This is a genomic window from Bacteroides sp. LFL-34 (genome assembly GCF_027257075.1).
Lineage (GTDB): Bacteria > Bacteroidota > Bacteroidia > Bacteroidales > Bacteroidaceae > Bacteroides > Bacteroides ovatus.
On sequence record NZ_JAPQKZ010000022.1, the window covers coordinates 92199 to 109291 of the forward strand.

The following is a 17093-nucleotide window of genomic DNA, read 5'->3' on the forward strand; positions in this document are numbered from 1 at the left end:
ATATCTATTTATTACCATAAGTAATACCCCGCCAGTCATCTGTACGGAAAGGGGACGCCGGAAGGTTAACTCCATTGTATAAATTACAAATTGGATTATCTGCCCAAGCATAACGCACTGCTATTGGGAAAGCAACTTCAGGAGATGAGACGATGATGGAATTACCATCAATCACAGCATCAGCCCAGTGAAACTTATGATCAACGCCAGAGATAGTAACCCCTTTTACTCAAGTGGAGCATCGTTATCGTACAATGATTCCCAATTAAATACACGGTAGAAATAAGGACGATAGAAGTCAGCACTACCCGGTGCATTGAAATTATCCCAAAAGTTGGAACAGTCTGTATTGGTAGAGATCACCAATTCACCGGTACGTGATAAAGCCGGATGAATATTTACCATATAAACATGTTGATAACGTTGTTCGCCAATCTTATCAAGAAATTCGGGTAATGTAAAAAGAGTCTTTTGGTCGACAAACGGCCCATAAGGGTGCTTACTACGGAACATCAGCACGTCTCTCCCGAACCACATGGATTGTCCGATCATGTAGTAGGTATCACCTTTTTTAAATACCCAAGGCATAGAACATGCACTTTCCAAAGGGATAATTGTAGAATTTTCAGCATCTTGGGTTGAAGGGTACTGCGTTGTCCACGAGAAATGTCCTTGCGGGTCGGCCACATAATATTCCCACTGGCTGCCAAGGTCACGTGTAGCGGTACGTGCTACAGCCACCTTATAATTGGAAGTTGTGTAAAGATAGATATGTCCGTCCTCGTCTTCCCACATAGTGTCGCCATAACCTAAAGTGTGGTCGTTAAAATTATCATTACGACTGATAAGTTTCATATAAGAAGCATCACCCGGCTTTCCCTCCAAGCTATAAGTAGCCAAGCAAGTACCAAAGCGGCGCATCAAGTTGTTCGGATCGGTATTATCAACGGCTCCCCACAACATTTGCATCTGATTGTTATATATCGTAGCATCTCCTGCCCAATAAAGATAATCCTGATCGATTTCTCCAGCTTGTATTTTTTCATCCGATAGTGTAGCTTTCGGATGACGAATGTGAGTACGTACCTGATAGTATCTATCCGCATTAGGATCGTTGGTTTGTACGTAATCAGCTAACCAAACAAGATTTTCATCATTCTCACCAGGTGTTTGTACCATAATACTGTTACGAGGGAAACTACAATTACCTCGTGAACGATTTTCATTGATTACGCCATAGAAGCTATCATTGAACGACCAAAATATATTCCCGTCAGGCAAACCAGTGGTGAACACACCGTCTCCTCCATTCCAGCCCAACGACCGAGTGAAAAGGGCATTGTATTTCAAGTCTTTGTAGACGAATACTTTCCAATATTGTCCTGATCGATTTGGCATTAGTTCGAGATTCCATTCGGAATCAATTTGAGGCATCTTCACTTCTGAATTGCCGTAATAAGGTTCTTGCTGGTCACCACATGCTCCTCCGGCGAGGAGTGCGATACTTAGGATAAGATGAATTGGTTTCATGTTTAATAAGATATTTAAGATTATTTAATTTGTTTCTGCACCTGTAAAGCCGATAATACAAGCTATAAAGGTTGACAAAAAGATGCGTCTCATAATGTTATACTATTAGAGTTTAGGATAAAGACGATTCAGGAATGAAAAACCACTAACTCGGATAATTCTTTCTTTAGATGTATTTGATTTACTATCATTGCTCGAATAATACAATGACCTTTTCACTGAATAATAATACGTGAAAAAAAAGTATTGTGTTTAGTGGTGTATATCTTGTCAATCGTCTTAATACAAATTCAAGTCGTGAATTAGTCTCGGCTTATTGGCTTTAAATTGTTTAATTTTAATTTTATAAGTTTTACTATGAAATTGTACATGAAATCATTAACGCTACTCCTATTTTTAGGAACAGTTGCGTCCTGTAATGACAGTTTCCTCGATCAAACCCAAACTTCGGATTTAAATCGTGAGACCGTTTTTGCAGATAGTACGTATACCGCCAACTTCCTGACCGGAATTTATACCGACATCGGGTTTGATATCAACTACAACCGATGGACATACCTTTTGGCTAATGGTGGTGGGCTGCAAAGCGCTTGTGACGAAGCTGAATTTTATCCTTCGTCAACCATCTGGACAAACATGATGTTTGCTACCGGTACGGTTAATCCGGTTACGGTGAGTGATGATGCATGGTCGAAATGCTACACTAACATTCGCCGGTGTAACGTATTCCTTGCCAACATCGACCGATCACCGATGGTACAAAGCCGGAAAGCTCAATACATATCCGAAGCACTTTTCTTGCGTGCCTGGTACTACTTCATTTTGATGAAACACTACGGTGGTGTACCTATTATCGGTAATAACGTGTATGATGCCACTTCAACAATGAAAACCTCGCGCAATACATGGGCAGAATGTGTAGAGTATGTGTCCCATCAATGTGACTCTATCGTCCAACTCAATGTACTTCCCGTGCGACGAACAGGTCAAGAAAACGGTCGCGCCTCATCGGCAGCGGCATTGGGTCTTAAAGCCCGTGTCTGCCTCTATGCAGCTAGTCCATTATTCAATGGAAGTGATTTCGCTCCTACTGATACCAAAGAATTAGTAGGCTATCCCTCTTATGATAAAGAACGTTGGAAAACGGCAATGGATGCTGCCCGCGCAGTAATCAACCTAGGAACCTATAATCTCTTTATTAGAAGTAAAGATTTGAACGGCAAAGCCGAACCAGGTTTCGGATTCTACGTCGTATTCCAAGCCGGCGATACACGAAATGCCAATTTAACCGATGATGATGGTAAAAACAATAACGGAGCCTTTGCCGGCAATATCCTCGACCGTAAGTATCAACGTGAGTCCGGACATGAAGCTGCTTACTATCCACCTAGTGGCAGTCACTCCGGAACACGCCACGGCGGGTATATATACAAAGAATTGGCAGATGCCTTCCCTATGATTGACGGTAAACCCATTGACAACAGCCAATACACATTCGATCCTCTGAATCCCGCTCAAAATCGTGATCCACGTTTCAACAACACCGTGATTTATGATGGTGCTTTGGTCCCTGCCGACGATACTTACAGTGCTACCACAGTTGTTAACACATGGATTGGCGTAGGGCAGACAAGCGATGCCGTATACCAAGGCACTGCCACCGGTTTCTATGTACGCAAGGGATGTGATCGCTTATGTAAAGGTAGTACATGGAACCCAAGCCGTCACAACGATCCACTGATACGTTACGCCGACATTTTACTGATGTATGCTGAAGCAGCCAATGAATATCATGGTCCCGATTTCGAAGAAACACTAGGTGGACAACAACTTGGTTGCTATCCTATATTAAAACTCATTCGCAAGCGTGCCGGCATCGAGCCCGGTGCAGATGGTATGTATGGACTTGAAAAGAATATGACACAAAAACAGATGCGCCAAGCCATTCAGGAAGAACGCCGCCTTGAATTTGCTTTTGAAGGACATCGCTTCTTTGATGTACGCCGCTGGATGATTGCTCCGCAAACCGAAAGCAAAACCATGCATGGCATTGAAATCACTCGCGCCACTGACGGAACAAAGACTTGGAAAGAATTTGATGTACGCACGCATGTATGGCGTCCGGCTATGTACTTCTTCCCAATTCCTTACAATGAAACGGTGAAGTCGAAAGATTTGCTACAGAATCCCTACTATAATTAATAAAATACCCTAAATATGAAACATAGCATACATTTGGCGGCAATAGCCTTGCTGACTACTCTGCTTGTGACATCGTGTGATACGTTCTCTGCTCCTGCTGATCCTGACAAAAACACGGAGCAGGTCAAAGACATATCAGGCACGTGGCAACTCACCACAGTGAGCCGCAACAGTAATGATATTACCGAAACCATGGACTTCAGCCAGTTCCAAATTGACCTGAAGAAAGATGGTAAGTACACAATTGAAAACTATCTGCCTTTTGTGGTACGCCACAATGGCACGTGGAAAGTTGACGATATCTATTATCCTTTTCGCCTCTATTTCACAGAGGATGGAGCCACGGAGCAGGCCAGTACCGATATCCTATTCCCCATTACCAATGGCGAACGTAACATCGTGATTACTCATAGCCCCGGGTGTGGTTCGAATACCTACACCTATGTATTCAAGAAAATATCAGAAAACTAAAAATCATAACGCTTTATGAAAAAGAAATTAATCAGCTTGCTTCAACGCAAACGGCACATCGTAGCGTTATCAACTATACTTATGACTTTCATCGTTATGAGTTGCCTCTTTATCGATTCTGTCGATATAACCCAAATGATAGATGGAAAAGCCGTAAACTATGCAAAGGCCGGAACGACTGCTACTTTCAAAATGCATGGACACATTAAGGTTCAAGGAGACCCACGCAATGACAAACGACTTGTTTTCGGTTTTTTGGCTCCTAAGAGTTGGAATCTGGCACAAAATGCCAGGGTTTCGTACACAGAAGATACATTTGATCCGAATATAGGTGAGCAAAACATGACGCTTATCCCATTGACCGAACAACCTAGCAACAAACCAGGATTGTCGTGGTCGGCTGCTCTCATGCAGGAATACGGTGTCGGTACCAATATTCTGGAAGATATGGAATGGGCAGCCTATTGGACAAGACCCTATAACGGTGTCGCAGATGAAATTCATTTTACAATCTATGTCCGTGTACCGGTAGGAAACAAAAATCTGCGTTTCAAACCATCATTCTTTATTAACAGTACTGACGATAACTTCAGTACAAGTGCAGATGCAAAGAAATGTGAGGAAGCCGGATGTTTTGAGGTAGTAGAAGGTGAAGGACTTGTCACTGACTTCTGTAGCGAACACTTCAACAAAACCACTCCATTAACAGCATTGCAAAACGACTTTGTAACCTTTAGCTTCATAGGAGGCATGGACGACAAAAATGCACTTGTCAAGGCCGATAAGATCTATTTTGAAGGAACGGCGGTAGCTAGCGACGGACACCGTTATACCGTAAATGAGAAGAGTGACAAGACCCTGATGAAACGAGAGAATCAGTATACCAAAACATACAATATCACATTCTGGCCGGAAGGGTTCTTCAATGTACCTGAAGGAACAGAGCTTGTAAGTATTGAATATGCCTTCACTAATGCCGATGGATCTATCTCCGTTACACAGTCTGATGATGACTTCGTAATGTTAAATATACCTCTTCCTCCGCAGAAGGAACCATTCATATATACGTTCTATTGCGAGTGATAACCTTATATTCTACTGATAATGAAACAGAATATGTATAAAATGATAACGACGGGACTACTATGTATAGCTGCCGTCGCACTAAAGGCACAAGATGCACCGATAGACAGTGTGGATCACACTAAAAGTAATACCCTAGGAGCATCTTCAACGGTTTATACCAACGACTTGATAAAATATCAGTCAGCCACCATCCTTACCGGATTGCAAGGACGATTGAAAGGTCTTAATGTATCACCTTTCCGTGGCATGCAACTGTTACGGACTGATGCCAATACTAAATCCGATATAGTGGGAGCTATTCCTAATGTAGGTGGAGGTATCTACGGAGATAATTCGGAGTTTCTCATTTCAGCACGCGGACAATCGCCTGTAGCTATTGTCGATGGTGTAGAACGTGACCTGTATTCCATAGATCCCGAAGCCATTGAATCGGTTACCATTCAAAAGGATGCCCTTTCCAATATGTTTTTAGGAATGCGCAGTTCACGTGGTGCATTGATTATTACTACCAAAAATCCTGATGCAAAAGGTGGTTTCCATCTCTCACTCACCGGAAAGTTTGGTATATCCAGTGCATTGAAATCTGGCCCAAATCCACTTTCGGCTTATCAATATGCTTATTTGCTCAACGAAGCATTGCTCAATGATGGCAAATCACCACTCTATACGTATGATGATTTCGAAGCCTATCGTAATGGAACTTCCCCTTATCTGCATCCCGACGTAAATTGGAAAGATGCTATTATGAACAATTCTACTACGTCGCAAGCCTATAACCTGAATGTAACAGGTGGCGGACGAGTGGCTCAATACTTTGTAAGTTTGGGATATTACAGCGAAAACGGATTGTTCAAGACGAGCGATGCTAATAGCTACAACACCAATTTCAAGTACAACCGGTATCTCATCACATCGAAGGTAAACATCAACGTGACAGATGAATTTAAGGTAAGCATGTCTTTAATGGGACGTATAGAAGAAGGAAACCAACCTGGAGGTATTTCGGGGACAGGATACAGCGACCTTTTGAGCAACGTATGGCAAACTCCCAACAATGCTTATCCCGTCTTAAATCCCAACGGTACGTATGGTGGTAACGCTTCGTATACCCAAAACCTCTATGCACAGACCACTGGTTCGGGATATATCTCAAGCAATACCCGCGACGTCGTAGGAACCATTAATTTGAAATATGACTTCGATAAATTGGTGAGAGGACTTTCTGTTGGTGCAACGGGAAACATCTCATCGCAAGTGCGCAATGCTATCGTTCGTACCAAACAGGCACAAGTATTTCAATACAGCATAACCCAACAAGGCAACGAGGCTTATGACAAGTATGGAGATGTAAGTTCACAAACCAATAGCTACCGTTCAGTATCGACGTACCAATATATGTATGGCAAAATGTATGTAGACTGGGAACGCCAATTCGGTATGCATGGTGTAAAAGCTTCACTTTGGGGCGATACACGTACCATACTTAACAACTACGACCTGCCTATGATTCCGTCGAACATCGGACAGAAAGTTGAATACAATTACGATAACAAATACTTCGCGCAAGCAGCCGTAACGGAAAGTTATTACAACCGCTATGACAACGGACGTCGCTGGGGAACATTCTGGGCAGTAGGTCTGGGTTGGGATATCAGCAAAGAGAAGTTTATGGAGGCATCGAAGATAGACCAACTCAAGTTACGTGCCACATACGGTCATACAGGAAACGGAATCGACAATGCCGGTTACTTCAGCTATTTAAAGAGATACAATGAAGATGGCGGATTCTGGTATAGCAACGGTACATCCATGAGCAACGGAGGTTCAGTGTCGGAAATATCCCCATTGGCTAATACCCTCCTGACATGGGAAAAAGGAAGGAAGGTCAATGTAGGTTTAGATTTAACCTTGTTAAAGAATCGTTTGACTCTCTCGGCCGACTATTACAATGACTACTACTATGACATATTGCAATCACGTGGTAAGAGCATCGAATTGCTGGGTATTGCTTATCCGGCAGAAAATATCGGAAAAACACGTTACTACGGATTGGAAACACAACTTAGCTGGCAAGATCACATCGGTAAGGTGAACTATTATGTATCAGCCAACTGGAGTATGGAACAGAACAAACGGTTGTTCATGGACGAGCAATACGTACCTTACGACTATCTGAAAATGACAGGTCAACCCACCGGTACCATCTACGGATTGGTAGCTACCGGATTCCTCACAGCTAAAGATATAGCCGATGGTTATCCCGTAATGAACGGCTTCAACAATATTCAAGCGGGTGACGTGAAATACAAAGACATGAACGGTGACGGCGAAATCAACGAATTCGACCGTACTGTGATTGGTGGCGACAAACCGACTTGCTATTTTGGTATTGATTTAGGCTTTGAATGGAAAGGGTTGGAAGTTACAGCACTTATCCAAGGTGCTTACAACCGCGACTTATATAATAGCGACCGCACGTTGCTCGAAGGATTCCAAGTGATCGGACAAAGCTACGGACAAGCTTACACCAATTTGCTGAATCGTTGGACACCCGAAACTGCTGAAACAGCTACGTATCCGAGACTGACTGCCGGAGGCAATATGTACAACTACGGAAACAACTGGAACTCTTCACTCTTTGTACAGAACGGAAACTACATTCGTCTCAAGAACGCCACCGTATCGTACAAACTACCCGAAAACTTCTGCCGTAATTACTTAGGCGGACTGCGCGTGAAGATATTTGTACAGGGACAAAATTTACTCACATGGTCACGTACCCGTTTGCAAGACCCTGAAGTTACCTTCACCAGCTATCCGTTACAGCGCACCATTACGACTGGAATCAATCTTAACTTCTAATAAAAATGATGGATATGAAACAAAATAAATATGGCACATGGGCAGTAGGAGCATTTATGCTGTTATTGAGTGCTGCCGCATGTACAGACAGTTATGAGAGTACGCCTGTAGATATGTTTACAGAAGATTATCTCTTCTCGAAGACCGACTCCAACGGAACTGTAGTACGTAAATACCTCAACTGCATCTACTATTACATGCGTAATGGACACAACGGCGTAAATGGTGACTACCTGGATGCCGCTTCCGACGATGCGCTCTCTGTTATTTCGTCCGAGTCCGATGTATACAAACTGGCCATCGGACGTTACAGTGCCTCCAATCTTATTAACTCGGATATGATTTGGAGCGACCCTTATTTGGTGATTCGCCGCGTGAACATTCTGTTGAGTGGCATTGACGTAGTACCTTTCAACACTACTTACACTGATGCACTCGGTAATACACGCAGGCTCAATGATTCTATGAAAGCCGAAGCCCGGTTCCTGCGTGCTTACTTCTATTTTGAATTGGTGAAGCGCTACGGTGGAGTGCCCATTATCGGTGATAAAGTGTACGAATTGAACGAAAACATAGAATTGCCACGTAGCACGTTCGAGCAATGTATCAAGTATATTGTAAGTGAGCTTGACGATATCAAAGATGACCTTCGTTCGCTGCCACTACCTGACGCCGCGGCTAGCGCACACGTAGTAAACACACAGGCTGCCCAGGCACTGAAGATTCGTGTATTGCTCTATGCAGCAAGTCCGTTATTCAACGAAAAGCCCATTGAATCTGGTAACGAGTTGATAGGTTATGCCTCTTACGATCGCGAACGTTGGAAAATAGCAGCCGATGCCGCCCGCAACTTTATTAACACGTACGGAACAGGTGACGGAGCTATCATGGGACTTGACGATAATTTCAAGAATGTATTTACCAATTGGTATTCAAACGAACATAAAGAAGTTATCTTCTTCCGTGAAAACGCAATGGATAAGACGGTGGAAACAGCTAACGGTCCATTGGGACTTAGCGGTGCCAAACAAGGAAACGGCCGCACCAATCCCACACAGAATTTAGTCGATGCCTTTTTAATGAAAGACGGTCACTTTATCAATGATAAAGGTAAATATGAATACAATGAACAGCTTCCTTACGCACAACGTGATCCACGTTTGGAATATACCATTATACACAATGGTTCGTCATGGGTGAACTCTACGATGGAAACATGGCAGGGTGGAGCCAATAATCCTCTTGGTTCGTCGTACTCGCTCACGAGTTATTACATGCGCAAGTTTATGGGTGATTTCGAAGCAGCCAACGAATATCAAGACACACAACACAACTGGGTGATGTTCCGTTACGCCGAAATACTTCTGAACTTTGCCGAAGCCGAAAACGAATATTTGTCTACTCCTTCACAAGCTGTATATGATGCTATCATCGCCCTGCGCCGACGTGCAGGTATCGAACCTGGTGAAAAGAATTTGTATGGACTAACAACCAATGAGCAGACACACAATTTGACGCAAGCCGAAATGCGCAAAGTGATTCAGAATGAACGCCGCATTGAATTGGCTTTTGAAGAGCATCGCTATTGGGACATTCGTCGTTGGCGACTTGCCGAACAGGTCTATGCACAGCCTATTCAAGGAATGTACATCACTAAATCACAGACTTCCACGACCTATGTTCCGCAATCTGTACTCAATGTACAATGGGACAATAAACGTTATTTCTATCCGATTCCTTATTCGGAAGTAATAAAAAATAAGAATATGGTTCAAAACCCTAATTGGTAATATCTTATGAAAAGAGTAATTATAACATTCTTGTGCCTCCTCTGCATTGTACAGGCATACTCCCAATCGTTTACGATAAGCGGTACCATTATTGATGGGGAAAGCAACGAACCGCTTATCGGAGCTGGTATTCTGGTAAAGGGAGCCGGAAGGGGTACCATCACCAATATAGATGGAAAATATTCGCTGGAAGTGAAACGTGGCGAAACATTGGTATTTTCGTTTGTGGGCTATCAAAATCAGGAAGTCGCAATAACAAATCAGCGCACACTGAATATCGCATTAAGGGTTTCCGAAGCCAACAACCTGAACGAAGTTGTTATCACAGGTCGCGGTAGCGCGAAACGTATCACTCTGACCGGTGCCGTGAGCGGTATTCAAGCCAACGAATTGCGTAGAGTTCCTACAAGTAGCTTACAGAATACATTATCGGGTAAACTGCCCGGCTTCTTCAGTCAGCAACGTTCCGGTCAGCCGGGAAAAGATGCTTCCGACTTCTTCATCCGTGGTGTCAGTTCCTTGAATGAGGACGGCAACAAGCCGCTTATTATGGTTGATGATGTGGAATACAGTTACGAACAGCTGTCACAAATCAATGTCAATGAGATTGAAAGCATATCTATTTTGAAAGATGCATCCACTACTGCTATTTATGGTATCAAGGGAGCTAACGGTGTGTTGGTAGTCAAGACACGTCGCGGTGAAGAAGGAAAACCAGTGATCCATGTACGTGCAGAAGCCGGCGGTCAGATACCTGTCCGTAAACCCAACTTCTTAGACTCATACAACACCGCCCTGTTAGTCAACGAGGCACGTACTAACGATGGTTTGACTAAAATGTTTACACAACATGATTTGGAACTGTTTAAAGACGGTTCCGACCCATACGGACATCCTAATGTAAACTGGTACGACGAAGTGTTCAAAAAATCGGCTATGCAGTCGAACATCAATGTCGACGTATCGGGTGGTACCAAACGTTTGAAATACTTCGTATCCGGGGGTTATTTCTCACAAGGTGGTTTGGTTCGTAACTTTGCTAAAGCGGATGACGATGTGAATACCGGCTATTTTTACCGCCGTTTTGACTACCGTACCAACTTGGACTTTACTGTTACTGATAATCTGACTATGCGTCTGGACTTCAGTTCGCGCTTCATGAACATCAACGAACCGAGTAGTCTGAATGCTACAGGCGAGATTTACAATTTCACCGCTATGCACCCCTATTCGGCACCGGTACTCAATCCGGACGGATCGTATGCTTATCTTTCAGATGTGGACGGTTACGGACCTACACTGAATGCACGTTTGGCTAACGAAGGTTACACGCGTACACGCCGTAACGATAACAACATTCTCTATGGTGTGAACTGGAAGATGGATTGGCTCACCAAAGGATTGTCAGCCAATGCTCGTATTGCTTACTCTACCATTGACGAAGTCTTCCGCAAAGTAAACCGTGGAAAAGATGCATACCCTACCTACCACTACGATCCTACTACGGATCAGTATAACATCAACCCCAACCGTAAATATGCTTATTCACAGTATGCTCTGACGGCCGGAACCAACCAGGCTGTGAAAAATCTGGATGTTCAGGCCTCCATCAACTATGCACGCATATTCAATGGAATACATGACGTTAGTGCCACGTTGCTGTATAGCCGCCAAAGCCGTACCGTAGAAAAAAATCCAGACGATACAGGAGAAAAGATTCCCGAAAACTTTCAGGGTCTTACCGCTACCGTAGGTTACAAATATAAAGATAAATATCTGGTCGACTTCAATGTTGCATACAACGGTACCGACCGTTTTGCCGAAGGACACCGCTACGGAATATTCCCTGCTATTGGTGTGGGTTGGCGTATCTCCGAAGAATCGTTCTTCAAGGATAACATATCTTTCATCCAACTATTGAAAATCAGAGCTTCGTATGGTATTGTAGGTTCGGACGTAGCTATGGGTAACCGCTACCTTTACAACCAGATATATACAGCAACTGATAATGCTTATAATTTCGGACAAAGCGATGTCACTTCCACTGCTATTACGGAAGGTGACCTTGGCAATAGCAGTGTGACATGGGAAGAAGCCAAGAAGTTTGATATAGGTCTCGACTTCAATGCATTCGACCGCTTCTCATTTACTTCGACTGGTTCTATGACAAACGATACAATCAGCTTGTGAAACGCAATGACATACCGCAGATCTTAGGTGTGGGTACTTCACCTATCAACGTGGCACGCACCAGCAATATGGGTTTCGACGGACAGATTGGTTATCAAGACCGTTTCGGTGAGTTCAACTTCAATACCAACTTCGTATTCTCGTATGCTAAGAATAAGGTAGAATTTAATGCCGAAGCACAACAAAGATACGATTGGTTGTCGGCAACAGGTCGTCCTATCGGTCAACCATTCGGTTACACTTGGATAGGTTATTATACACCTGAAGAAGTGGACTTGATTCATGCAGGAGCCGCAAATGCACCGGCTGTGCCCAATACCGACGTTCCTATCCAAGCCGGTGACTTGAAATACAAAGATTTGAACGGAGACGGTGTTATCAACGACTTCGACAAGGGAGCTATTGGTAAGCCAAACTTACCCAACACCACGTTGGGATGGACAATCGGTGGTTCGTGGAAAGGATTGTCAGTGAGCGTACTCTTCCAAGGTTCGTTCAACTACAGTTTCTCGGTAAACGGCACAGGTATCGAACCTTTCAAGAGTCAATTCCAACCTCTACACCAGAAACGCTGGACATTAGAACGCTACCTGAACGGTGAAGCCATCGAATTTCCGCGCTTAACAAGCAATCCGTCAACTGTAAACAGCGCAGCAGCGTATATGTCCGACTTTTGGTTAATTGATGCTTGGTACATCCGCTTGAAAACCATCGACGTCTCCTATCAAGTGCCCACAAAAGTGTTGCCTTCATGGCTTACAAACCTCCGTGTCTACCTCAATGCTTACAATATGTTTACATGGACAAGTTTTGATAAGTATCAACAAGACCCGGAAATCAAGTCCAACTCCGCCGGTGATGCATACATGAACCAGCGCGTGTTTAACTTAGGAGTACAACTTACATTTTAATAAACCGATAAATACTCATAATAGTATTGATGTAGAAAGGGGATGCGTCCATGTGATGCATCCCCTTTTTACTTTCTGATAAGAGTATGATATATAGCCAGAAAAGCGACATATAATATCCTATTCAAACGGGTAAACCTTCCAATGCAATCTGGCTAGATCGTTCCTGATAAACTTACGTCATAATCTAGTTTCAGTCGTTTTAGTATTGTTCACAAACTCCTTGATAGAAGAAGATAGCAACCAAAAGCGAATTACAATATCCCCTACAGAGAGAGATTTAAGATAAGGAGGAGGAGTACTTTCAATACTTTCAGTCTCTTTGCGTTTGCCGGTGGATCTATATATCCAGTGTGGTGTAGATATATAATCACCATACTGGATATATATACCTGACACGTAGTCTAAAGAATACAGAGCGGAAGCCTGGCAACGCTGAAATACAGGCTTAGAATCATTGATATGCAGGATGAGAATCATTAACACGTCAGGTGAGTAAAACAGAGCCTCTGTTTAAGTGAAACGAAGCCTGCATTTCACTTAAACAGAGGCTCTATTGAACGAATATAGAGGCTCTAAAAAAGAGACTGAACTCATCTCTCTTTTTTGCTTTCGGTTCGCTTTCAGTCAACAACCTTTTTTACTGATGTTTTTGACTGGAAGCTATTTTTAGTAATCACATTTGGATTATAAGGATGAAGTTTAGTTCTAAACAGTACAAAAAGAAGATGGTTAAATAAACGAACTCCTCATTTATTGTATTCTCCTTTACAATTTCACTGTAATGCCTTTAGCTATATCACCAGAAGATTTATAAGTATGACCAGCATGCAATACTTCTACCTTTATCATTCCAAAATCAATTTGGTCTTCCCCTTTATCGTCTGTCACTTTTACAATAAGATGATGCCCGTCTACTAACTCTGCTTTAAAAGTTAGCTGTTTATAATCTCCTTTCTGAAATCCCCATCCATCTCCTTTGTCCCAATACAGAGAGCCTTCCGCTTTGCCATCCTCATCCGGGCAAACAACTAAAGTCAATGGGTCGAATGAATTTTCATTCACATTCTGAATTATTTTGCCTACTGGAATAATAGAACCACCTCTCACTTTTAATTTAGCCTGATATTTACCTTTTGTATCTCCTTTAACCAAAGATAAATTTTCCCAAATTCCTTTGGGTAGAGAAGGATTCTTTGCAAATGCAGGAATTATCAACAGGTCTGTCCCCAACATGAAAGCTTGCTCTTCAGCACGCAAACTTTCATCTTTCGGATCGGCAAAGAAAACCGGAGCCATCACAGGCTGTCCATCTTTATGAGCCACATGAAAAGCAGTGTAGAGATAAGGCAGCAAACGGTAACGACGTTCTAATGCCATGCGTGATTCCTTTTCTATATCTTTAGTAAATGCCCACGGTTCCTTGTTATTTGTATCACAGGAAGCATGTCCTCTGGAAAAAGGGAAAAATGCACCGAAGCCTAACCAGTTTCCCCACAAATCGGGAGTCGTATTCCCAGCAAATCCACCTATATCCGGACCATTGAAAGGTTGACCGGACAACCCCAATGTAATAGACATCGGTATAGAAAGTTTCATATGTTCATAAGTAGCTTCGTTATCGCCCGTCCACATGGCTGCATAACGCTGTCCGCCAATAATATTGGAGCGGGAAAGAAGAAATGGACGTTTGCCTGGATTAGCAGCCATCATGCCATTATAAGAAGCTTCGACCATCAGACGACCATAAGCGTTATGATACATTAAATGGCTACCAATAGGTAAATTGCCTCCTCCTAAATGAATATTGTTCTCCGGCATCGTTCCCCCAGGACCATCAAATACAGACGGTTCATTCATATCATTCCAAATGCCATCTATTCCATTAGCCATAAAGTCTTTATAAAGTCCGGACCACCAAGTGCGCGTCTCCGGACGGGTAAAGTCAGGAAATGCGCAAGCACCCGGCCATACTTTCCCGTGAAACTCATTACGATAGATATCACAAACAAAAGCATTTTGCTCTTTTCCGGTTTTATACACAAAATAGTTATCATCCACTTTTACGCCCGGATCTATCATATACACAGAATGGAATCCATTATCATGCAGATACTTATTCATGCGCTTCGGATCGGGAAAATCCCTGTTATTAATCGTGAATACACGGAATTCATCCATATAGTTGATATCAAACCATATTACATCGCACGGTATCTTCTTTTCACGAAAAGTATTGGCAACTTCTTTCACTCTAGCTTCCGGCACGTAAGAAAAACGAGACTGATGATAACCAATTGCCCATCTGGGAGGCATACTTATAGTACCGGTCAATTCGGCAAGTCCTTTTAATACAGCTTGCGGAGATTCACGATCTATGATATAAGTACGAAAAGGTGCTCCTTCAGTATTAAATTCAATTTTATCTGAATTAGTAATCAATTCAGCCTTCCAAAAACTATCAAACAATACGCCAAATGCTGTCCCGTCCGGACGAACACCCAATACCCACGGATGCGTTTGATACAGACGTGAGCCACCATCAACCCGATACATACCATTATCCGTATTCCACATTTTAATCTTTTGCCCATTACGTAGCAACGGACCGGTCACTTCACCACCTCCATACAGACTTGTTCCGGCTGGAACATCCAATGAGGCATTTGCCTTGCCATCAGTCATCGTAAATTGAGGAACTAATTTCCAGTTTTCCGGTACTTCACCTTTCTTTTCCGGTTCATGGGAGAGAATTAATGAAGGCGTACGGGAAACATCATACCCTACGGGGATAAATTCTACAATTCCATTTCCTACCAGTGTTACTTTTTCTGTTTTTATATTACCTGCCCAAGCTACCTGAGCCGTAAAGAAGAAAACAGCCATTTGCAATAACGATATTCTTTTTCTCATTTAAATATTATTTTAGTTATTAGTTCCGCCAACGGATTTTAGTCTGGCAATTGCATAATCAAAAGCTTTGAAAACAGTCCTCATGATATCATATTTTCATTTTGGTCAAACAGGATTTCCAGCAACTCCTCCGGTCACTCATAAAAGAAGAATAAACAGACCGGAGGAATATTGTGGAATTTCAAACACCAATCCTAACTTTTTACCTATATCTATTGAACTTTATACTATGAACGCTTGATATTTGAGAAACCACTAAAGAGAAATTTAAAAAGAAGCATATAAAAATAATAATCAAGGCGATTAACTTCAAGTCCATTCACAAGACAATTTTCCTAAAATTAATTTTGTTTCTGCACAGACTTAAATTAAATGATAATTTAGTTTATTACGGTGCGTTTTTAAATGTATCAATAAAAAATTCAGCAGCCTCTAGAGAAGATTTTTCATTTTCATTTCTCATGTTCTCATAGGTGACTGATAAACAACAAATAATCAAATAAATAGCTTATGAGAAATACTTTCTAAGACGGCATTTCTCATAATACACCTTCTATTTTAGCTTAAAATTCACCTTATTCTCATAGTATTTCAGAGTATTTCTCATAGTTAAATACTATACTTCTCCTTTTTTCTGGTTGAAGATAAACTGTAGTTCCGATTGTCCCATATATTATGGGAAAATGTTCCCTAATATTATGAGAATTTATTCCCACAAAATAAGAGAATCTTTTCCCTGTTAATAGGGAATACCTTCCCACAATATATGGGACAAGAAGAATATGTACTTCCCTGATAATCGTTGACTAGTTGCTTCTTTATTCTTGTATAGGTTGATTGGAAAAACACTATGAGAAATGAATCTAACAAGTATGAGAAACAAGGTAAAATACGGGGTATTTGACGGAAAAAACTATGAGAAATGCCGTCTTAGAAATCATTTCTCATAGTCTATTCTATTAGTTTTCTGCTATTTATGATTAATGAATGAGAATATGAGAAATGAAAATCATAAATACGGTTCTTCGTCAAATTTGGTGGTACTTCTTCTATTGTGAATAAATAATCTTCGCTCTCAGTAGTTTAATTCCTGCCCTATTGTACATCTGTCTTTTTACCGCTTTAATTTTATTCACTG

Annotated in this window: 7 protein-coding genes and 2 pseudogenes; 6 read left to right on the forward strand and 3 right to left on the reverse strand. The window is 42.1% G+C overall.

Annotated features, from left to right (window positions below; all coding sequences use genetic code 11):
* Positions 1-4 precede the first annotated feature (4 nt).
* Positions 5-229, reverse strand: a pseudogene (locus N5O98_RS14570) (sialate O-acetylesterase); the annotation flags it as partial.
* A complete protein-coding gene (locus N5O98_RS14575; RefSeq protein ID WP_004309396.1) occupies positions 226-1530 on the reverse strand; it encodes a DUF5005 domain-containing protein in 1305 nt (434 codons plus the stop codon). The pseudogene N5O98_RS14570 and the gene N5O98_RS14575, both read right to left, overlap by 4 nt.
* 357 nt (positions 1531-1887) lie before the next feature.
* Between N5O98_RS14575 and N5O98_RS14580 the strand changes: the two genes are divergently transcribed.
* The 6 genes and pseudogenes from N5O98_RS14580 to N5O98_RS14605 all read left to right on the forward strand — a co-directional run bounded on the left by N5O98_RS14580 (position 1888) and on the right by N5O98_RS14605 (position 13042).
* Positions 1888-3732 carry a RagB/SusD family nutrient uptake outer membrane protein gene (locus N5O98_RS14580; protein WP_004309395.1) on the forward strand — a complete coding sequence of 615 codons (1845 nt, stop codon included), beginning with the start codon at positions 1888-1890 and terminating at the stop codon, positions 3730-3732.
* 15 nt (positions 3733-3747) lie between these two features.
* Positions 3748-4203, forward strand: a complete 456-nt coding sequence (locus N5O98_RS14585) for a DUF5004 domain-containing protein (RefSeq protein WP_004301484.1) — start codon at positions 3748-3750, stop codon at positions 4201-4203.
* A 15-nt stretch (positions 4204-4218) separates the two neighbouring features.
* The gene (locus tag N5O98_RS14590) at positions 4219-5286 is read left to right on the forward strand and encodes a DUF4961 domain-containing protein (RefSeq protein WP_004309394.1); all 1068 of its coding nucleotides are present in this window, start codon (positions 4219-4221) and stop codon (positions 5284-5286) included.
* 33 nt (positions 5287-5319) lie between these two features.
* Positions 5320-8151, forward strand: a complete 2832-nt coding sequence (locus tag N5O98_RS14595) for a SusC/RagA family TonB-linked outer membrane protein (RefSeq protein WP_004320976.1) — start codon at positions 5320-5322, stop codon at positions 8149-8151.
* Between the two features lie 14 nt (positions 8152-8165).
* Positions 8166-9941, forward strand: a complete 1776-nt coding sequence (locus tag N5O98_RS14600; protein ID WP_269495783.1) for a RagB/SusD family nutrient uptake outer membrane protein — start codon at positions 8166-8168, stop codon at positions 9939-9941.
* Positions 9942-9947: 6 nt separating this feature from the next.
* A pseudogene (locus tag N5O98_RS14605) lies at positions 9948-13042 on the forward strand (SusC/RagA family TonB-linked outer membrane protein).
* Positions 13043-13810: 768 nt separating this feature from the next.
* Here the strand turns inward: N5O98_RS14605 and N5O98_RS14610 are convergent.
* Entirely contained in the window at positions 13811-15955 is a 2145-nt protein-coding gene (locus tag N5O98_RS14610; RefSeq protein ID WP_032855910.1) for a TIM-barrel domain-containing protein, read from the reverse strand.
* Positions 15956-17093 lie beyond the last annotated feature (1138 nt).

Excerpts from the sequence above, each read along its gene's own strand:
- N5O98_RS14575 (WP_004309396.1), bottom strand. The coding sequence starts at position 1,530 with ATGAAACCAATTCATCTTATCCTAAGTATCGCACTCCTCGCCGGAGGA.
- N5O98_RS14580 (WP_004309395.1), top strand. The coding sequence starts at position 1,888 with ATGAAATTGTACATGAAATCATTAACGCTACTCCTATTTTTAGGAACA.
- N5O98_RS14585 (WP_004301484.1), top strand. The coding sequence starts at position 3,748 with ATGAAACATAGCATACATTTGGCGGCAATAGCCTTGCTGACTACTCTG.
- N5O98_RS14590 (WP_004309394.1), top strand. The coding sequence starts at position 4,219 with ATGAAAAAGAAATTAATCAGCTTGCTTCAACGCAAACGGCACATCGTA.
- N5O98_RS14595 (WP_004320976.1), top strand. The coding sequence starts at position 5,320 with ATGTATAAAATGATAACGACGGGACTACTATGTATAGCTGCCGTCGCA.
- N5O98_RS14600 (WP_269495783.1), top strand. The coding sequence starts at position 8,166 with ATGAAACAAAATAAATATGGCACATGGGCAGTAGGAGCATTTATGCTG.
- N5O98_RS14610 (WP_032855910.1), bottom strand. The coding sequence starts at position 15,955 with ATGAGAAAAAGAATATCGTTATTGCAAATGGCTGTTTTCTTCTTTACG.